Annotated in this window: 9 protein-coding genes; 5 read left to right on the forward strand and 4 right to left on the reverse strand. The window is 61.8% G+C overall.

The features are described 5' to 3' along the window. The first annotated feature begins 77 nt into the window (after window positions 1-77). Entirely contained in the window at window positions 78-434 is a 357-nt protein-coding gene (locus AB5975_02310; protein XDR20809.1) for a hypothetical protein, read from the forward strand. A 39-nt stretch (window positions 435-473) separates the two neighbouring features. On the opposite strand, the gene aceK is transcribed toward AB5975_02310, so the two are convergent. Continuing rightward, window positions 474-2,183, reverse strand: coding sequence for a bifunctional isocitrate dehydrogenase kinase/phosphatase (gene aceK / locus AB5975_02315; protein XDR20810.1), 1,710 nt, complete (start codon window positions 2,181-2,183; stop codon window positions 474-476). A gap of 166 nt (window positions 2,184-2,349) precedes the next feature. Here aceK and AB5975_02320 point away from each other — a divergent pair, with 166 nt between their 5' ends. Together AB5975_02320 and AB5975_02325 are read left to right on the forward strand one after the other, a co-directional pair. After that, on the forward strand, window positions 2,350-3,225 hold the full coding sequence (locus AB5975_02320) for a DMT family transporter (protein ID XDR20811.1): 876 nt from the start codon (window positions 2,350-2,352) through the stop codon (window positions 3,223-3,225). 13 nt (window positions 3,226-3,238) lie between these two features. Then, window positions 3,239-3,697, forward strand: coding sequence for a DUF4265 domain-containing protein (locus AB5975_02325; GenBank protein XDR20812.1), 459 nt, complete (start codon window positions 3,239-3,241; stop codon window positions 3,695-3,697). 3 nt (window positions 3,698-3,700) lie between these two features. Here AB5975_02325 and AB5975_02330 read toward each other — a convergent pair whose 3' ends face one another. Then, on the reverse strand, window positions 3,701-4,582 hold the full coding sequence (locus AB5975_02330) for a DMT family transporter (GenBank protein ID XDR20813.1): 882 nt from the start codon (window positions 4,580-4,582) through the stop codon (window positions 3,701-3,703). Between the two features lie 115 nt (window positions 4,583-4,697). Further along, window positions 4,698-4,859 carry a hypothetical protein gene (locus tag AB5975_02335; GenBank protein XDR20814.1) on the reverse strand — a complete coding sequence of 54 codons (162 nt, stop codon included), beginning with the start codon at window positions 4,857-4,859 and terminating at the stop codon, window positions 4,698-4,700. Between the two features lie 165 nt (window positions 4,860-5,024). Here AB5975_02335 and AB5975_02340 point away from each other — a divergent pair, with 165 nt between their 5' ends. Continuing rightward, the gene (locus AB5975_02340) at window positions 5,025-5,885 is read left to right on the forward strand and encodes a formylglycine-generating enzyme family protein (protein ID XDR20815.1); all 861 of its coding nucleotides are present in this window, start codon (window positions 5,025-5,027) and stop codon (window positions 5,883-5,885) included. Between the two features lie 127 nt (window positions 5,886-6,012). Beyond that, window positions 6,013-8,472, forward strand: a complete 2,460-nt coding sequence (locus AB5975_02345) for a TonB-dependent siderophore receptor (GenBank protein XDR20816.1) — start codon at window positions 6,013-6,015, stop codon at window positions 8,470-8,472. A gap of 238 nt (window positions 8,473-8,710) precedes the next feature. Here the strand turns inward: AB5975_02345 and AB5975_02350 are convergent, their stop codons facing one another. Beyond that, complete coding sequence (locus AB5975_02350) at window positions 8,711-20,539, reverse strand: non-ribosomal peptide synthetase (protein XDR20817.1); 11,829 nt, start codon at window positions 20,537-20,539, stop codon at window positions 8,711-8,713. Between the last annotated feature and the right edge of the window lie 35 nt (window positions 20,540-20,574).

Below are 20,574 nucleotides of genomic sequence, written 5' to 3' on the forward strand. Positions count from 1 at the left end.
TGGATCGGCTCATGCACGCTGTCGGCTTGGCCTGAAACCCAGGCCATGCCCCTACCATTATCGCGAGGATCAGGTGCATGAACGCTGAATCGACAATCAAAAAAGAGTTCAACCCTTTCATTTCAGGCACGCTTGACGAACTGTTGAAGACCATAGCGTCAGACGGTGTGATATCAATAGAAGAATACCAGCAGGTCCGCGAAGAAGCGGACAAACGCATGGAAAACCTCATTGGCTTGTTCGGCACACGCAACAGCACGCTGAAAGCCTACATGAACTCCATGGACGTCACCATGCAACTGCTGCAGTTGACAGCGCTACAGGCCAAGAACGCCAAACTCACGGATACTGGCGAAGCGATTGTCCGCGATGCATTGATGGCCCAGGTCGAGTACCTGCGGGCCGGTGCCAACCTCGTACTCAGGCTGCTGTAACAACACCCCAGGTCTCGGCGGACCAACGCTCGCTGAGGCCTAACGCCCCTTGCGCCGATAGGGAAACACATCGATCACCTTCCCCTCGCGTATCGCCGCCTGCAGCCCCTTCCAGTAATCCGCGTCATACAGTTCACCATGCAAACGGCTGAACAGCCGCCGCTGGCCCATATCGGCAAACAGAAACGGCGGAAACTCCTCGGGGAACACGTCATGGGGCCCGATCGAGTACCACGGCTCGCCCGACATTTCGTCCTCCGGGTAACGCGGCGGCGGGATGTGGCGGAAATTCACCTCGGTCAAAAAGCTGATTTCGTCATAGTCGTAGAACACCACCCGGCCATGGCGGGTAACGCCGAAGTTCTTCAGCAACATGTCGCCGGGGAAGATGTTCGCCGCCGCCAACTGCTTGATGGCCAGGCCATAATCCTCCAGCGCCTCCAGCACCTGGCCCTCGCTGGCATGCTCAAGGTACAGGTTCAGCGGCGTCATGCGCCGCTCGGTCCAGCAATGTCGGATCAGCACCGTGTCGCCCTCCAGCACCACCGTCGACGGTGCTACCTCGAGCAGTTCGGCCAGGCACTCCGGCTCGAATTTGTCACGTGGGAAGCGAAAATCGGCAAACTCCTGGGTATCGGCCATGCGCCCCACTCGGTCGACGCTTTTCACCAGCCGGTACTTGTCGATCACCGTGGCCCGGTCGACTGTTTTCGACGGCGAAAAACGGTCCTTGATGATCTTGAACACCGTATTGAAGCCCGGCAGAGTGAATACGCTCATGACCATGCCACGCACCCCCGGCGCCATGATGAAGCGGTCATCGCTGTTGGCCAGGTGGTTGATCAACGCCCGATAGAACTCCGACTTGCCGTGCTTGTAGAAACCGATCGACGTGTACAGCTCGGCAATATGCTTGCCCGGCAGGATACGCTTGAGAAAGTTGACGAACTCCGCCGGCACCGGCACATCGACCATGAAGTACGAGCGGGTGAAGGAAAAGATGATCGACACCTCGGCCTCGTCGGTGATCAACGCATCGGCCTCCACCCCATGGCCTTCGCGGTGCAGCAGCGGGATCACCAGCGGCCACTGCTCATCGCTGTTGTACAGCCTGCCGACCAGGTAGGCCCCCTTGTTGCGGTACAGCACAGGCGAAAACAGCTCAACCGTCAGCGTCGAGTCCTTGCATACCCAGTCCGGCAGGTGTTCACGCAGTTGCGCTTCAAGCCGTGACACGTCGCTTTCAAGGTCGCCATAAGCGAACGCGTAGTCAGCGAAGATTGCCCGCAACAGGCTCTGGAGGCTGGCATCAAGGCAATAGGTACGGGTTTGCGCAGCGCGCTGGTGGCTGCGGATCGATGGCCGGGTGGTGTGGATGAACATGCAGCCGTCGCTGATCTGGTCATGGCTGAACAAACTGCAGAACAACGAGTTGTACCAGGTCTCCGACAGTTCATCGTCCAGCCGTGGGTCGATCAGGCGGATGTAGGCACTTTTCACCAGAGGCCACTGCTCCACCTCCAGCAGCACCTCATCATCGAATGCATCACGCAACCAGCCATTGACCTCGCCGACCTTCTGTTCGTACAGGTTGATCCGTGCAGCGGCGGCCCGCTGGATATCTTGCCAACGCGCCTGTTCGAAGCGCTCGCGCGCGCCGAGGGTGATGCGGCGGAAGTGCTCGCGATAGTCGTCGAAGCCATCGAGGATCATCCGGGCGATCTCGCCGGCAGGCCAGTGCTGAGTCATGCGGGACACCTCGGTGCGGGGTGAGATAGACAGCTTAGCCGCACTCTCGAGGGAGTGTCGCCAGCACCGGCCTGTTCGAGGGATCCGAATTGCACCGCAAGAAAGCACAAGAATCCCCCTGCCCCTGACGTACACTCGCGCCCCTGCCCTGTACCCGGAGACCGCCGTGAGCCCCATCGCCCTAGCCCGCCTGCTGACCCTTGCCGCCGTCTGGGGGGCGAGTTTCCTGTTCATGCGCATCATCGCCCCCGAACTCGGCACGGTGCCGACGGCGTTCTTCCGTGTGTCCATCGCCTGCCTCGGCTTGGTCGCCATCGTTGCCGCCGCCCGCGTGCGCTGGGACTTCCAGGGCAAGCTCGGCGCCTGCCTGGTGTTGGGCATGATCAACTCCGGTATCCCCGCCACCTTCTATTCCGTCGCCGCTCAGGTATTGCCGGCCGGTTACTCGGCGATTTTCAATGCCACCACGCCGCTGATGGGCGTGCTGATCGGCATGCTGTTCTTCCGCGAACCCATGACCCTGCCGAAGCTGTGCGGCATCTTCTTGGGCCTGTTTGGCGTCGGCATCCTCAGCGGCGCCGGCCCGGTAGAGCTGGACATGGCCTTGCTGCAAGGCGCCCTCGCCTGCCTGGCGGCCACCACCTGCTATGGCTTTGCCGGGTTCCTCGCGCGCCGCTGGGTCAGCGGCCTGGACAGCCGCCTGTCGGCGCTGGGCAGCATGCTTGGCGCCACCTTGCTGCTAAGCCCAGTGTTCGCCTGGAGCGCGCTCAGCCAGCCGCCCGCCAGCTGGGGCGGCTGGCAGGTATGGCTGTCGTTGCTGGGCCTGGGCCTGCTGTGCACCGCCTTCGCCTACATCCTGTACTTCCGCCTGCTCGAAGAAATCGGCCCGGTCAAAGCCAGCACCGTGACCTTCCTGATCCCGGTATTCGGCGTATTGTGGGGGGCGTGGTTGCTGGACGAGCCGCTGTCGATGGCACACCTGTACGGCGGCTTGCTGATTGGCATGGCACTGTGGCTGGTACTGCGGCCGGCGCGCAGTTGAGGCGGAGCATACGATGAGCAGCGCGAACAAGAAGGTCCTGTTCCGCCTGGAGCAGGACGCAAACGGCTACCCACCGGCCTCGGTCGAGGGCCTGTGGGCCAAGGCCGTGGAAGGTGGCTACGCCGTCGACAACATTCCCTTCCATGTCTACGGCATCGCCCCGGGTGACGTCATCGCTACCCGTGAAGAACAAGGCGAGACCTGGTTCGCCGAACTGTGCCACAGCAGCGGCAGCTCGGTGTTCCGGGTGATCGTCAAACCACCGGAAACCCTCGACCAGGTGCGCGCCGCCTTGCAGGACTTCGGCTGCAACTGCGAAACCGAGCAGGCAGTGAAGATGCTGGCGGTCGAGGTCCCGCCGCAGCGTTCGCTCGACACCCTGCTCTATTACCTGCTCACCCAGCGCGAGGCCGGCTTGTTGGACTTCGAGGAAGGCGTACTGCACCACGCCATCCCCGAAGAGTTCCGCTAAGGCCTACGCCTCTGCCAAGCGCGCGGCGGGTTTGCGAAACACGAACAGCAAGCCCACCACGATCAGCCCCATGCCCAGCAGGCTGAGCGGTGCCAGGCGGTTACCGAAGATCAGGAAGTCCATCACCGCGGTTACCGCTGGCACCAGGTAGAACAGGCTGGTGACGTTGACCAGGTTGCCTTTGGCGATCAAGCGGTACAGCAGCAAGGTCGCCAGCAGCGAAACCACCAGCCCCATCCACAGCAGCGCACCGACAAAACCGCCGGTCCACGCCACCTGCAGTGGCTGCAGCGGTGCGAACAGCGCGCACATGGCGAAGCCCGCCAGGTATTGCAGCGGCAGCGTGCCCATGGGGTTGTCGGTAATGCGCTTCTGCAGGATCGAGCCAAAGGTCATGCTGACCAGCGCCAGCAGGGCGAACAGCATCCCCGCCAGCGACACCCCGCCCAGGTTGATGCCCTGGTAGACCACCATGATCAAGCCGCCCAGCCCCAACCCCAGGCCGAACAGGCGGCTCCAGGAGCGCTGACGCTCCATCAGCACCACGGTGAGAATCGGTTGTACCCCCATCACCGTGGCCATGACGCCAGGGGTGACGTGGGTGTTGAGCGCCAGCAAGTAGAAGATCTGGTAAGCGCCGAGCAGCACACACCCAGTACCCAGGGCGCGCAGAATGCCCCCGCGTGTACGCGGCCAGCGCAGCCCCAGCAGCGGGCTGACCATCAACAGGCCGGCCAGGGCCAGCGCCGAGCGCAACAGCAGAAAGGCGAACGGGCTGGCATGCGCCAGGCCCAGCTTGGAGACGATCGCCCCGCTGCTCCACAGCAGGACGAACAGGCTGGTAGTGGCCGCCGAGGCCACGGATGCTTTGTTAAAGACAGACATGTATTGCCACCTGATATAGGCAGATAAGCCAAACGGACGGCGTGCGCTTCAGCGAGGGAAGTAGCCGACCGTGTTCAGTAGGTTGCGTGTGCGAAAGGGGGCGGCCAGAAGCCGATCAGCCCAGCACGACCACGCAAGGAGGCGGAGCTACGCCGCCTACAACGCCACTGACAGGTGGTGGGTAATGACTGATCATGACCGGCTGCTGGCTACCACGCACGACCATGCCCGCGACGGGCGCGATGGCAAAGCATGGGGTGGAAGGGCTGGCTGGCATGAACAGGTCTTCGGGAAGAGAACAATGGGTTGGACTATAGCCCGGCGACTCACGGCTGACAACCTCGTCGGTATAGGTGCGGCGCCAGTGCTGGTTAATTTTCCACCGCCCCGGCTCGTCTGAATGCGAAACGCAGCACGCATTCACCCGTTTCGAGGATCACCGATGAACGTATCCACCTGGCTCTACCGGCCAGCCCAGATCACCTGCCTGCTGCTGGTCAGCGCCTACGCCCACGCCGCCAAGCCCGGCGACGTGTTCAAAGACTGCAGGGACTGCCCGGAAATGGTCGTGCTGCCCGCCGGCAGCTACGTGATGGGCGCGCCCGACGACGAAGTCGGCCGCCAGCCCGACGAAGGCCCATTGCACACCGTGACCTTCGCCAAGCCGTTCGCCATGAGCCGCTACCAGGTTACCGCCGGCGAACTGGATGCCTATATCAAGGCCACCGGCACCGTCATCAAAAGCGGTGACGACCGCCCCGGCCGCTGGTGCGAGGCCAGCAAGCCGACCTACAAGCAAGGCCCCCGCCAGCCGGCGGTGTGCGTCGACTACGACGAAGTGCAGGCCTACGCCCAGTGGCTGGCCAAGACCACCGGCAAACCCTACCGCATGGTCAGCGAGGCCGAGCGCGAATACGCCGCCCGCGGTGGTTCCACCGGGCCGTTCCCCTTCCCCTTCGACGAGCCGGGCAAGTATGAGATCAGCAAGCACGCCAACACCTACGGCCCCCGCGACGGCTACACCTACACCGCGCCGGTGGGCAGCTACCCGGCCAATGCCTTCGGCATGTACGACATGCACGGCAACGTCTACGAGTGGGTTGCCGACTGCTACCACGAAAGCTACGAAGGCGCCCCAAGCGACGGCAGCGCCTGGATCCAGGACCCCACGTGCATCCGCGCGCACATGCGTGGCAACGACTGGGGCGAGCCGCCGATCTTCTCGCGCTCAGCCAACCGCAACGACCGCCTCAAGACCACCCGCGGCGACTTCCTCGGTTTTCGTGTAGCACGCGAATTGTGAAGTTGTGACGCGGTTAACGCAGCAGTGGTGAAAAATACAGTCAATAAGAATCGTTCCGGTTTTTCACGGTTGCTGCGTCACATACCAGACATAGAAAAAAACCCCTCTGCCAACGAGACCGCAATAGATGTCCAAGTCCTTGCCCGGCCCGCTCAACCCGCTTGCCAAAGCGTTACTGATCCGTCACTCCCTTCGCCCCCGGCACGCGTTGTCTCGCGTCGGTCTGGGCCTGGCGCTGTCCACGGCGCTGGTTGCCCAGGTGCAGGCACAGGAGTGGACCCTGGATATTCCGGCACAGTCGATGAATTCGGCGTTGCAGGCACTGGCCAAGCAGACCGATATGCAATTGCTGTATAGCCCGGAGGACATCAGCGGGCTGCGTTCCACGGCGCTCAAGGGCCGGCATGACCTGCAGTCCTCGCTGCGCACCCTGCTGCAGGGGACCGGGCTGCGTTATCAGATCGATGGCAACACCGTGACCGTGACGGCGAGTTCGGCGGGAAAGGACGGTCAGGTCGAGCTTTCGGCGACCAACGTCAATAGCACTGGCCTTGGCGCCACTACCGAAGGCACTGGTTCCTACACCACGGGTGTGACCAATACAGCCACCAAAATGAACCTGTCGATCCGCGAGACGCCACAGACCATCACTGTGGTGACCCGCCAGCGAATGGATGACCAGCACCTGAGCAGCATGACCGATGTGCTGAAGCAGACACCTGGCATCACCATGTCCCAGGATGGTGGTGAGCGCTTCAACATCTATTCTCGTGGCAGTGCCATCAACACGTACCAGTTCGATGGTGTTACCACGTTTCAGGACAACCAGACTCGCAACATGCCCAGCACCCTGCTGGACATGGCCCTTTATGACCGAGTGGAGATCGTCCGTGGTGCAACGGGCCTGATGACGGGTGCCGGTGACCCCAGTGCGGTGGTCAACCTGATCCGCAAGCGCCCGACGCGCGAGTTCAAGTCCTACATCCAGGGCGATATCGGCTCCTGGGACTACTACCGTGCCGAGGCTGACGTTTCTGGTCCCCTGACCAAGGAAGGCAACGTGCGCGGGCGTTTTGTCGCTGCGCAGCAAAACAACCACACGTTCATGGACTGGTACACCCAGGACCGCAGCATCCTGTACGGTGCCCTGGAGGCCGACCTGACCGACACCACCCTGGTTCGCTTCGGCATTGACCGGCAAACTTACAAGGTCAACGGTGCCTCGGGTGTTCCACTCATTTTCACCAACGGCCAGCCCACCCACTTTTCTCGTTCGAAAAGTTCCGACGCTCGCTGGGGTTATGACGACTACGAAACCACCAACTACACCATGACGCTCGAACAGCAACTGGCCAACGACTGGCAGTTGAAAGTCTCGACCCTGTACATGGACGTTGATCGCAATACGTTCTCTTCCTACGTTTCGACAAGAACCAACAGGTCATACCTGGAACCGGATGGCTCAACAACCATCAGTGCTGGCGTGGCCTCGGCGGATCAATACCAAAAAGGTGTTGACGCCTCCCTGCAAGGGCCGTTTCAACTGTTTGGCCAAAGTCACGAACTCATTTTTGGCTACAACTATCTTGAGTACGAGAACAAACATCGCGAATACGCCGGGCCTGATCAGGATATCAACTACTTCACGTGGGAAAACGTGACCCCAAAACCCGGTAAAGACGAGCTTTCGCCAAGCATCAAATATGACATTTTCAACCGCCAAAGCGGCTACTACCTAGCCGGGCGGTTCAACTTCACCGATGACCTGCATCTGATTCTGGGCGCGCGAGCTTCCGACTACCGCTTCGACTACAGCCTTGGCATCATCGACAGCCCCGATGCGCCGACCACCTACAACATGAAAGAGCATGGTGTAGTGACGCCGTATGCGGGGTTGGTCTATGACCTGACCCATGAGCAATCGGTGTACGTCAGCTACACCGACATCTTCAAGCCACAAAGCAATATCGACGCCAGCGGCAAACCACTTGACCCGGAAGTCGGCAAGAACTACGAAATGGGCTGGAAAGGCGAATTCCTGGATGGCCGCTTGAACGCCAACGTTGCCATCTACCTGGTACAAAGGGATAACTTCGCCGAAGAGACCACCGAACCTGCACCCAACGGCGGTAATGCCTACAAAGCAGTGGATGGTGCGCAAACCAAAGGCGTGGATCTGGAGCTCTCGGGCGAAGTGCTACCTGGCTGGAACGTTTTCACCGGCTACAGCCACTCCCGCACCGAGGATGCTGACGGCAACAGGCTGACCACCCAACTGCCAATGGACACCTTCCGCCTCTGGAACACCTACCGCCTGCCAGGCGAATGGGACAAGCTGACTGTGGGTGGGGGCGTGAACTGGAACTCCAAATCCACACTGCAATATGCGCGCTATAACAGCCACGTCACCCAGGATGACTACTTCGTCACCAGCCTGATGGCTCGCTACCGCATCAACCAGAACCTGGCGGCCACGCTTAACGTCAACAACGTATTCGACAAGAAGTACTATGCAGGCATGGCCGGCAGTTATGGCCACTACGGTGCACCACGCAACGCTACGGTGTCACTGCGCTACGACTTCTAAGCCGCGCTGGCCAGACCCACGCAAGTCCTGGGTCTGGCCACGCACTCCCCGCGTCACCTCCCCGTCACTGCGTTCAACTTCCCGCCGCACACCTAAAGCGCTGCCCTTGCGCATGTTTACCCAGGACAGCAAGGTCACGTCTACGCGCTGAGCAAACGACATCGCCCCACGCCGACAGCCTGTGTGCTGTCGGCGTGGGGCGAGAGGTGATGGTGCCCTGTAAACCTGACAGTGACCGTTACTCGACCATGGAGCCCTCTTTCAACCAGTGCATGGCCAGACCGTCGATAACTTCACGCTGCCTGAGAATGTCGTAGTGCCCTGCCTCCACTGCATGGCTTGCCTTCGTTGCGAAAGCCCAGGCCGCGTCGCCATTGCGGCCCGCCCACCAGCATGTCGCCAAGGCTTGGGTGGGAGGCAGGCTGGTCAGGTTCAATGACAAGGCTTTCAGACGCATCGCCACCGCAAAGGTATGGGCCAGCTCCGAACTGTCGATATCGGCATAAAGCGATGGCTCGGTCTGCGCAGCACGAACGGCCTCGATGGCACCCTGCAACGTCGAAACGTCCGTCCCCACGGCCAGCTCAGGGACTGCCAGGCGGTCTTTTGGCACACACAGCAATACACTGAGGAAGCCCTGCAAATCCTCCGTCCAGTCCTCGGCCACCTCGGTGTGCAATGCACAGGGCACGAAGCTGTCCACCAGGCCGAGCAATGCTACCGTCTGGCCCTGACGCTCCAGCTCCTTGGTTACCAGCACCGCCAGGGTTCCCCCCAACGACCAGCCTGCCAAGCGGTATGGGCCTGCCGGCTGCTTCTGGCGGATGTATTGGGCATAGTCGATGGCCATCGCCTGCAACGATTCATCTTGCCACGTGCGGTCGAGCAGCATTCGGCACTGCACGCCATAAACACTGCAATGCCCCTCCAGGCGACGCGCCAGCGGCTCATAATCGAATACCGTGCCGAAACCTGCATGCAGGCAGAACAACGGTGTGGCATGGGCCACGCGGGTGTTGAGCAACAACACAGGATCCAGGCAGGCTTCATCCGCCGAATAACCTGACAGCTCACCAATGGTCGGTTTGGCCATCACGTCACGCAACTTCAGATCCAGCGCCAAATCGCTGTGCGCACGCACTTTGGAGAGCATTTTCAGCACCCGAAGCGAATCCCCCCCCAGCTCGAAGAAGTTGTCGTCGACTCCAATCGACTCAACACCCAGCACGTCTTGCCAGATGTGCGCCAAGGCCAACTCGGCTTCATTGCGCGGTGCCCGGTGCTGCCGATGCGCGGCAAAATCAGGCGCCGGCAGCGCCTTGCGGTCGACCTTGCCATTGGGCGTCAACGGCATCGCCTCCAGCACCACCAGTTGCGCCGGGACCATGTAGTCCGGCAGCTCGGTACGCAGGGCTTCACGCAGTTGTGCCGGGTTCGTATTCTCGCTGCCACTGACCACATAACCCACCAGCTGCTTGCCGGTGGCGCCTTCACGCGCCACCACAACCGCATCACGGACATCGGCCAAGTTGCGCAAGCGCGCCTCGATCTCGCCCGGCTCGATACGGAACCCGCGGATTTTCAACTGGTTGTCCAGCCTGCCGATGAAGTCCAAGGTGCCATCGGCACGGCGGCGTACGCGGTCACCAGTGCGATAAAGACGCGCGCCTTCCGCGAACGGGTCCGCGACAAAACGCTCGGCGGTAAGCGCTGCACGCTGGTGATACCCCCGCGCCAGCCCTTCACCGCCGATATAGAGCTCACCCGCCACGCCATCAGGCAACGGGTTGAGGTCCTGGTCGAGTACCTGCAAGGTCCGCAGGCCCACACGATCGCCAATCGGCGCATACACCGCCTGACAGGACTGATCGGCCGATACCTTCCACAGCAGGGGTGTCACCACCGTCTCGGTAGGCCCGTACCCGTTGGTCAGGTACTGTGGCCTTAGCGTGCGCTTGACCAGCTCGAACAACGCATCGGGCACCGCATCGCCACCAAAGCAGTAGATACGCACTGGCGGTGCAACCTGTTGCTGGCTCTCGCCGAACTCGGCCAACTGCTGCAGATACGCCGGAGGGAAGCAGGCGATATCGATGCGTTGCTCATGCAGCACCTGCCAGGTTTCCTCTGCCGTCCACAGGCGATTGCCACGGATCACCAGGCAGCCACCCGACGACAGCGTCGACAGCCAGCGCTCTTGCGCGCCGTCGAAAGCGAATGACATGAACAGCAGCTCACGGGTGCTTTCGTCCATCTCATAAAGTTCGGCAATGGCTTGGCAGTGCATGCGGATCTGCCCATGGCTGACGGCCACCCCCTTGGGCTTGCCAGTCGAACCCGAGGTGTAGATCAGGTACGCCAGGTTGTCATCTTCCACCCGCGCGCGTGGCACACCGTCGGGCAGGCCCGCCAGCGCCAGGCGGTCAAGCTCTACGATTCGCCCAACCGTGTCGAAACGCTGGCTCAAGGCACTGTTGGTCAGCAGCAGGTGCATGGCCGAGTCTTCGACAATCCATTGCAAACGGTCCTGCGGATAATCAATGTCCAGCGGTACATAGGCAGCACCGGTCTTCATCACGGCAAGGAAGGCAACGATCACCTCGACCGAACGCTCCAGGGCAATACCGACCGTACTCTCCGGCTTGGTGCCCAAGGCGATCAGATGGTGCGCCAGGCGGTTGGCGCGCTGGTCGAGTTGCGCATAGCTCAACTGCTGATCACCACATACGACGGCCAGGGCGTCAGGCCGCAACCGAGCGTGCTCGGCAATGCTCCGGGCCAGATGCGCAACATGCGTCGTAGCTGCCGCCAGCGTGTTGCGCTGACGGGCCTGCTGGCTCTGCTCCAGTGTCAGCATGTCGAGGCTGCCCAGCGTGGCATCCGGGTTATCCAGCATGCCCTCGAGCAGCCGCTCGAAGCTGCCGCGGATAACAGCCACTGCGGCCTCGCTGAAGCTGCCACGCAGGTACATGAACTCTACCGAAAGTGTCTCGCTCAAGTGCACGGCCAGGTCCATCGCATAGTTGGTGACGCCGCGCTCGCTCACTGCACCAAACTGCAACGCACTGTCGCCACTGTCGTTCAGGCGTTCGTCCAGCGGGTAGTTCTCGAACACGATAATGCTATCGAACAACGGTTGCCCCGGGCGCCCCGCCCAGCGCTGAACATTCGACAGCGTGGCATGTTCATGGTCACGCAGCTCAAGGTTGTAGGCTTGCAGTTGCTGCAACCAGTCGTTGACACGCCAATGTGCAGCAGGCGCCTGGACGACAGGCAGTGTGTTGATGAACAAACCGAGCATGTTGTCCACCCCCGGCAAATTCGCCGGCCGGCCAGCCACGGTGGCGCCAAAACAGACAGCCTGCTGCCCGCTATAGCGCTGCAGCAGCAGCAACCAGGCAGCCTGTACCAGCGTATTGGGCGTTACCCGCAAGCGTTGAGCCTGGGCGCGCAGGCGCTCGGTTCGCCTGGCATCCCAATGCAGGTACAGCGCGGCATGCCCAGGCAAGTTGGCATCCGGTCGTGGCAGCAACGTCTGCTCCAGCAGGGTCGAGCTTTCAAGGCTGCCAAGCTTGCGCGTCCAGAACGCCTCCAGCTCATCCTGGGGCTGCGCCTCGAGCCAGCGGATATAGTCTCCGAAGCGCGGTACCAGGGTATCCAGCGCTTGCCCGTGATAAGCCTGGAACACTTCACCCAACAGCCGCGAGTTGCTCCAGCCATCCATCAGGATGTGATGGCGGGTCCAGATCAGTTGCATGCGCTGTTCATCCAGGCGCACCAGCGTTACCCGCATCAACGGTGCCTGCGACAGGTCGAAGGCCAGCTCGGCATCAGCATCGACCAGTGCCTGCAAAGCGTCGGCCTGGTCATCACGCGCACGCCAGTCCAGCACACGGATCGGCAGCTCGACATGGCGATGGACGATTTGCAGTGGCTGTGTCAGTTGCGCGTCTGACCAGAAGCTGGTGCGCAGAATGTCATGACGCGCCACCACCTGCTTCCATGCCTGGGTGAAGCGTTCGATATCCAGGCCGTCGACCGCAACCGATGTCTGGTTGAGATAGAGCGCAGCGTCCCCTCCCTGGTCGCTGTAGAACAACATGCCTTGCTGCATCGGCGACAGAGGGTAGATAGCGTCAACCTGCGCCACCGGCACCGGCAAGTGCTGCAACTGCGTCTGGGTCAGGCCGGCCAGCGAAGGTTGTTGGCTACTTGTCACCGGGTCATCGGCAACCTGCTCACCCACCTCGGCTACAGCGGCCAATTGCTCAACGGTCTGATACTGGAACAATTGCTTGGGTGTGAAGCGGATACCCGCCTGGCGCGCGCGACTCACCACTTGTATCGAAATGATCGAGTCACCACCGAGCTCGAAGAAGTTGTCCGTTACCCCGACTTGCGCCACTTTCAATACGGCACCCCAGATATCCGCCAACTGCCGCTCGAGCGCGTTGCGCGGAGCCACATGCTCGCCCTGCGACTGCGTCTGATCGATATCCGGGAGGCGTTTGCGGTCGAGCTTGCCACTTGGCGTCATGGGCATGTGCTCGAGCAGCATCAGGTAGGTCGGCACCATGTAATCCGGCAAGCCGGCCTTCAGAGACTGCTTCAGCGTTGCCCGCAGCTCCGCCTGATCCGCGCCCTGGTCAACCGCGACCACATAGCCGCACAGCTGCTTGACGCCGGCGTGGTCGACAACGATCACTGCAGCCTGGCGAACCTGTGGGTGCGCCTGCAAGTGCTGCTCGATTTCCCCCAGCTCGATGCGGAAACCGCGAACTTTCACCTGATGGTCGGCCCGACCACGGTAGGCAAGTTCACCCTGCTCATCGAAGTAACCCAAATCGCCGGTGCGGTACAAGCGAGCCCCCGCTGTTTCGGCCAGCGGGTCAGGGATGAAGCGCTCCGCCGTCAACGACGGGCGCTGGTGATAACAGCGTGCCAGGCAGCCGTCACCACCGATGTACAACTCACCCGGCACGCCAATCGGTGTAGGCAACAGGCCGTCGTCCAAGGCACGCAGGGTACGCCCGGCCAACGCGCGGCCAATCGGTACACCGCTATGTGCCGCAGGCACCTGCGCAAGCCGTGAGCAATCGTACGTGGTCGCCACCACGGTGGCCTCGGTAGGGCCGTAGGTGTTGAGCAGACGCACCTGCGCCGGCCCATCCTCCAGCCAGGCCTGCAACCCGTCCAAGGCCACCGCCTCACCCCCCACATGAATCTGCTTCAGCTGGCCATAGGCAGCTGCAGCGCGACGGTCCAGCGCCAACAAGCGCCAGTAGGCTGCCGGCAAGTCAGCCACCGTAATGCCGTGGCGGATGACCTGCGTGCTGAATGTGTCTGTGTCCCACAGCTGCTGATCGCGCATCACCACGCAGGCGCCCCGTGACAATGGCGGGAAGAACTGCTCGATGAACCCGTCAAAACTGAACGTGGCGAACTGTAGCACCCGGTCATCCGGCGTCAGTCGCGAATAACCACTGGCAACTTCACAGAAGACTGACAGTGCCTGGTGAGCAATGGCCACCCCTTTCGGCATGCCCGTGGAGCCGGAGGTGTAGATGACATAGGCCAGGCTGTCGAGCGAGACCTCACATGACAGCGGCTGCTCACTGCAGTCTTGCAGCCAGTCCTCACCTGACTGTAGCTCGATACATGGCAACTCAGCAGGGACCGGCATGCGCGCCATCGCCTCGGCGTCACCCAGCAGCAGGCCGATGCCACTGTCCTCGATCAGGTAGGTCAGGCGGTCCTGCGGGTAATCCGGATCCAGCGGGACGTATGCCGCCCCGGCTTTGTGGATGGCAATCAAGGCCACGGCCAGCGCCAACCCACGCTCGGCGGCAACCCCAACCAGGCTGTTGGCGGTAACACCGTGCGCAGTCAGCAGATGCGCCAGACGATTGGTGCGCAGGTCCAACTCTCGGTAAGTCAGCTGTTGCTCGCCGAACACCAGCGCTGTCGCACCGGGGCGCTCTCGGGCCTGCAACTGGAACAACTGGTGAGCGCACAGGCCCGACGGGCTAACTGCCTCGCTTTGGCTCCAGTCATGCAGCAAAAGTTGGCGCTCTGCATCTCCCAGCATCGGCAGCTCGCCGATCGCCACCGAGGCATCATTTACCAGCGCCCGCAGCAGGTTGCCGAAGTGCTCGGCCAAACGCTGGATAGCCTCGTCGTCCCAACTGCCGCGGTTGTGACTGTACTGAATGGCCAAGGTGTCACTTAAGGTGGCCGCCAGGGTCAGCGGGTAGTTGGTCTGCTCCAGGTTGGCCACCGGACCAAAGCGCAAACCATCGGGTGCACCTTCCTGCAAGGCCTGGGAAACCGGGTAGTTCTCGAACACCAGCAAGCTGTCGAACAGCGCTTCGCCACCCAAGCCGGCCCAGCGTTGTACCTCATTCAACGGGGTATGCTCGAAGTCACGCAAGGCCAGGTTGCAGGCTTGCACCTGGGCAACCCATTCGGCAACGGTCTGTTCGCTGCGCGGCGCACCGACGACTGGGAGGGTATTGATGAACAGGCCGATGTGTTCTTCCACCCCTGGCAGATCCGCCGGACGCCCAGCCACAGTGGCGCCAAAGCAAACGGCAGATTGACCGGTATAGCGTTGCAGCAGCAGCAACCAGGCTGATTGCACCAAGGTATTGACGGTGACCCGGTTGGCACGTGCAAAATTTTCGATGCGCTGGGTCGTCGAGTGGTCGAACAACTGATAGTGCTCACCCTGGCCTGACTGCGGCGCAGTGCTTCGGCGTACTACCTGAGCCAGCCGGGTCGACTCCTCCAGCGGTGCCAGTTGGTCCTTCCAGAACGCTTCGGCTGCTGCCGCGTCCTGGCGTTGGAGCCAAGCGATATAGTCACGATAAGGTGCGGCCGGCGCCGTTGCTTGCTGCCCGGCGTAATGCTGCAACACCTCGCCCAGCAGGCGCGAAGTGCTCCAGCCATCCATCAGGATGTGATGGTTGGTATAGATCAGGTGGTGGCTGTCATCTGCCGTGCGCACCAGGGTCAGCCGCTGCAACGGAACCTGGTCCAGCGCGAAGCCGGTTTGTCGGTCGCTCTCGGCCAGACGTTGCAGCTGCTCCGACGCTGGCTGACCACGCCAATCGTGCTCGGCCAAGGCCTGCACGACCTGCTTGTGTACCACTTGCACAGCCTGGTCGAGCTCTCCCTGCCAGATAAAGCCACTGCGCAGGATCGCGTGCTTATCCACCGCCGCCTGCCAGGCCTGGCGGAAGCGTTCCACGTCCAGCCCCTGAACATCCACGCGCAACTGGTTGATGTAGTCGCCGGACTGCTGTTCGTAAAGCGTATGGAACAACATGCCCTGCTGCATCGGCGACAGCGGGTACACATCGGCTATCTGTTCGGCCTCTATCGGCAGGTTGTCCAGTTGCGCCTGGGTAAGGTCAGCCAACGGGAAGTCCGAAGGCGTCACGCCACGGTGCTGCGGTTGGCGGCAATGATCGACCAGTAGCGCCAGCTCTTGCGCATAATCGTCGGCCAGGTGCTGGATGGTGGCTGTATCGAAAATGTCCCGGCTGAAGCGCCAACCCAGTTTCAGCTCCCCACCGTACACCTGCCCGTTCAGTGCCAAGAGGCTGCCCAACGGGGCACTTTCATCTTGGGTGGCACCGCCGTACTCCTTGGCCGGCACGAACAACCCTGCCTGCTGGTCGAAGCTGGCGTCGAACTGGCCGAGGTAGTTGAACACGACCTCACCCCGTGGCAATGCCGCCAGGGTCGCTTGCGCTTCAGGGCTACCCAAGTAGCGCAGCAGGCCATGGCCAAGGCCTTTGTTGGGTACCGCGCGCAACTGCTCCTTGATGGTCTTGAGCGAGTTGACCAGCCCGGCCTGTGGGCTGAGCCTGACCGGGTACATGCTGGTGAACCAGCCCACACTGCGGCTCAGGTCGCCGCCCTCGAACAGGTCTTCACGGCCATGGCCTTCCAGGCGTACCAGTACCTCGGCACGACCGGTCCAGCGGCTGATCACTCGCGCCAGGGCTGTCAGCAACAAGTCATTGATCTGCGTTCGGTAGGCGGCCGGCGCTTCCTGCAGCAGTTGTCGGGTCAGTTCGCGGTCCAGCTGGGTGCTGACCGAGGCGGCATGGCGTTCGAGGTTGCTGCCTTGCGGGCGGTCGCACGGCAAGGCATCACTGGCGCCTTGCAGTTGCGCCTGCCAATACCCCAGTTCCGCTTGCAGCTGCGCGCTGGCTGCATAGTCCTGCAGCTGCTCGGCCCAGGCCTTGAACGAGGTGGTCTTGGGCTGCAGTTTCAACGGCTGCTCATCGCGCAGCGCCTCATAAGCCTGCTGCAGATCTTCCAGCAGCACACGCCACGACACACCGTCCACCACCAGATGATGGATGACCAGCAGCAAGCGCTGGCCGCCGTCTGGCAAATCGGCCAGAACGGCGCGCAGCAGCGGCCCATGCGTCAGACTCAAGCTGCGTTGCGCCTCGTCAGCCAGCTGCGTCAACGCCTCGGAATCTACCACCGTACGACGCCATAACAGGGCGTGCTCTGCATCGCCGAACTCGGCCTGCCAGCGGCCATGCGCCTGGGTAAACTGCAAGCGCAAGGCATCATGGTGCGCCACCAACGCCTGCACGGCCGCTTGTAGGTGATGTTCGTCCAACACCTCGCTGGTTTGCAGCATCACCGATTGGTTCCAGTGGTGGCGCTCGACGATATCTGACTCGAAGAACCAGTGCTGGATCGGCGTCAGCGGCATGCTCCCCACTACCCGTCCCTGGTCGATCAACGTACTCACCTCACGCCGAGCAACCGCAGCCAAACCTTGCACGGTCTGGTGCTGGAACAGGTCTTTGGGCGTGAACTGTATGTCCACCTGGCGAGCACGGCTGACCACCTGCAGCGACATGATCGAATCGCCGCCCAGCTCGAAGAAGTTGTCGGCAAGGCCGACTCTTTCCAGCTTGAGCACGTCGGCCCAGATGGCCGCGATCTCTCGTTCCAGCTCGGTTTGCGGTGCCACGTACTCGCCCTGCAACAAGCTCGCATCAGGCGCAGGCAAGGCCTTGCGGTCGAGCTTGCCGTTGCCGGTCAGCGGCAGCTGCTCCAGGAACAGCAAATGCGCGGGCACCATATGCTCGGGCAGGCTTGCCTTCAGTTCGCTTCGCAGGCTGTCACGTAGCCTGGCCTGCTGCTCGGTGTCCTGCAGCACCTCAGACTCAACTGGCACCACGTAACCCACCAGTTGCTTGCCACTGGCGGCATCCACCGCCAGCACCGCCACTTGCCGTACCGCTGGTTGTTCGATCAGGCGTGCTTCGATCTCGCCCAGCTCGATACGGAAACCGCGAATCTTCACTTGATGATCGATTCGCCCGATGTACTCGATGACGCCATCGCTGCGGTAACGCGCCAGGTCGCCCGAGCGGTACAGGCGCCCGCCATTGCCATCGAACGGGTTCGGTACGAAGCGCTCGGCTGTCAGCCCGGGGCGGCCATGATAGCCACGCGCCAGGCCCGCCTGGCCAATCAACATTTCCCCCGTGCAACCCGGCAGAATCGGGTTCAATGCTGCATCGAGCAAGTACCACGACAGGTCGGGAATCACCTCGCCAATCGGGCTGCTGGCACCTTTGTGCAAGTCTTCGAAAGTGACCGGCCGATACGTCACGTGCACGGTGGTTTCGGTGATGCCATACATGTTGATCATGCGCGGCCGACGGTCGCCGAATACCTCGAACCAAGGCTTCAGGCTGCTCACTTCCAGGGCTTCGCCACCGAACACCACGTGCCGCAGGGCCAGGCCCTGCCCCGCTTTCATCGCCTCGCAGGCCACCGGGATCAGCGGCTTGAACGCAGAAGGTGTCTGGTTGAGTACGGTGACCTGCTCGCGAACCAGCAATGCGTGGAAGTCTTCACTGGAGCGCGCCACATCCTTGGGTACGATGATTGCCTTACCGCCATACAGCAACGCGCCGTACAACTCCCACACCGAGAAGTCGAAGGCGTAGGAATGGAACACCGTCCACACATCGCTGGCATCGAAGTTGAACCAGTGCTGGGTGGCCGCAAACAGGCGTACCACATTGCGGTGTGGCAACAGCGTGCCTTTGGGCTTGCCGGTTGAGCCGGAGGTATAGATCACATAGGCCAGGTTGTCCGGGGTCACTCGGCACACGGGGTTGGCGTCGCTGTAGCCCGCGAGGCCGGCGTGGCCATCCAGCACAAGGGTTTTCACCCCTGCCGGTACTGGCAGCGCATCACGCAAATGCTGCTGGGTCAGCAACAGATGAATGCCGCTGTCCTGGAACATGTAGCTGAGACGGTCCTGTGGATACTCTGGGTCCAACGGCACATAGGCAGCGCCAGCCTTGAGTATGCCCAGCAGGCCGATGACCATTTCCAGGCTGCGCTCCACAGCCAGGCCAACCAGCACATCCGGCCCGGCGCCCAGTTCCAGTAGTTTGTGTGCCAGTTGATTGGCGCGGCGGTTGAGCTCGGCGTAACTCAGGGAACGCTCACCGAACACCAGCGCCACGGCATCTGGGGCGGCCTCGACCTGGGCTTCGATCAGTTGGTGAAGTGGCCGCTCTGCCGGGTAGTGGGCCAGCGCCGGGTTCCAGGCGCGCTGGATCTGCTGCTGCTCCTGCTGGCCGATCAACGGCAGCTCGACGATCCGCTGCCCAGGCTGGCGAACGATGGCCTCCAGCAGGTTCACCCAGTGCCGTGCCATCTTCTCGATGGTGGCAGCATCGAACAGGTCGACCGCGTAGCTCAACGCGGCGCCAAGGCTGTGTTCGTATTCGAAGGTATCCAGGGTCAGGTCGAACTTGGCCGTGTCGTGATCCCAGCTCAGCCCCTCCACGTGCAACCCTTGCACGCTGCGTTGCTTGCCCTTGGCCTGCATCTGGTGGTTGTACATCACCTGGAACAGCGGGCTGTGGCTCAGGCTACGCTCTGGTTGCAAAACCTCGACCAGTTGCTCGAAGGGCAAGTCCTGATGGCTTTGCGCCCCCAACGCTCGCTGCTTGACCTGCTCCAGCAACTCGCTGAAGGTCATCTGCAGATCGAACTCAGCGCGCAACACTTGGGTGTTGACGAAAAAGCCGATCAGCCGCTCGGTTTCTACCCGATTACGGTTGGCAACCGGCACCCCGACGCGAATGTCCGGCTGCCCGCTATAGCGGTGCAACAATGTCTGGAAGCTGGCCAGCAGCAGCATGAACAAGGTCGCACCCTGCTGTTGGGCAAGCTGCTTGAGTGAATGCACCAACGCGTCCGGCAGCCGAACCTCGTGCCGGGCGCCACGGTGGCTATTGGCGGCAGCACGTGGGCGGTCGGTCGGCAACTCAAGCACCGGCTGGTCATCGCCAAGCTGCGCCTTCCAGTACGCCAGTTGGCGCTCTTGCTCACCCGCCTCCATCCACTGACGCTGCCAGATCGCATAGTCGGCATATTGCACTGGCAACGTTGGCAGCTGCACGCCTTCACCTTGGCTGTATCCCGCATACAGCTGCATCAGCTCGTCGATCATCAGTGGCATCGACCAGCCATCGGAGACGATGTGATGCATTGTCACCACCAGCACATGCTCGTCCTGCGCAAGGCGCAGCAACTTGACCCGTAGCAGCGGCCCCTGCTGCAGGTCGAATGGGCGACGCGCCTCGGCCTGCACCTGCTCCAGCACGTCACGCTCAGCGGCGCTCTGCAGCATCAGGATGTCGAGCACCAAGGTGATTTCGGGGTGAATGACCTGGACGGTACCCTGCGCCTCTTCCCTGAAGAGTGTACGCAGGGTCTCGTGGCGGGCGATCAAGGCTTGGAAACTGCGCTGCAAAGCCTCGGCATCCAAGCGGCCGCGCAGACGCAGCGCAGCCGGGACGTTGTACGTCGGTGCACCAGGGTCAAGTTGCCACAGAAACCACTGCCGCTGCTGGGCATACGACAGCGGTAGGGAGGCTTCAGGCTCACGCTTGAAGATCGGGGTGACGCCATAAAGGTTCACCCCCTGCTGCTTGAGCAAGGCTGCCAGGGCCTGGCGCTCTTTGGTGGACAGTAGCTTTACAGACTCAAGCAGCTCTTGCACAGTAAAAATCTCCTAAGAAAGCAGCTTTTCAATTT

It is taken from the genome of Pseudomonas putida, assembly GCA_041071465.1.
GTDB lineage: Bacteria > Pseudomonadota > Gammaproteobacteria > Pseudomonadales > Pseudomonadaceae > Aquipseudomonas > Aquipseudomonas putida_P.

What these genes read in the sequence shown, in the direction of transcription:
- AB5975_02310 (XDR20809.1), top strand. Translation starts at nt 78, where the DNA reads ATGAACGCTGAATCGACAATCAAAAAAGAGTTCAACCCTTTCATTTCA.
- aceK (XDR20810.1), bottom strand. Translation starts at nt 2,183, where the DNA reads ATGACTCAGCACTGGCCTGCCGGCGAGATCGCCCGGATGATCCTCGAT.
- AB5975_02325 (XDR20812.1), top strand. Translation starts at nt 3,239, where the DNA reads ATGAGCAGCGCGAACAAGAAGGTCCTGTTCCGCCTGGAGCAGGACGCA.
- AB5975_02330 (XDR20813.1), bottom strand. Translation starts at nt 4,582, where the DNA reads ATGTCTGTCTTTAACAAAGCATCCGTGGCCTCGGCGGCCACTACCAGC.
- AB5975_02335 (XDR20814.1), bottom strand. Translation starts at nt 4,859, where the DNA reads ATGCCAGCCAGCCCTTCCACCCCATGCTTTGCCATCGCGCCCGTCGCG.
- AB5975_02340 (XDR20815.1), top strand. Translation starts at nt 5,025, where the DNA reads ATGAACGTATCCACCTGGCTCTACCGGCCAGCCCAGATCACCTGCCTG.
- AB5975_02345 (XDR20816.1), top strand. Translation starts at nt 6,013, where the DNA reads ATGTCCAAGTCCTTGCCCGGCCCGCTCAACCCGCTTGCCAAAGCGTTA.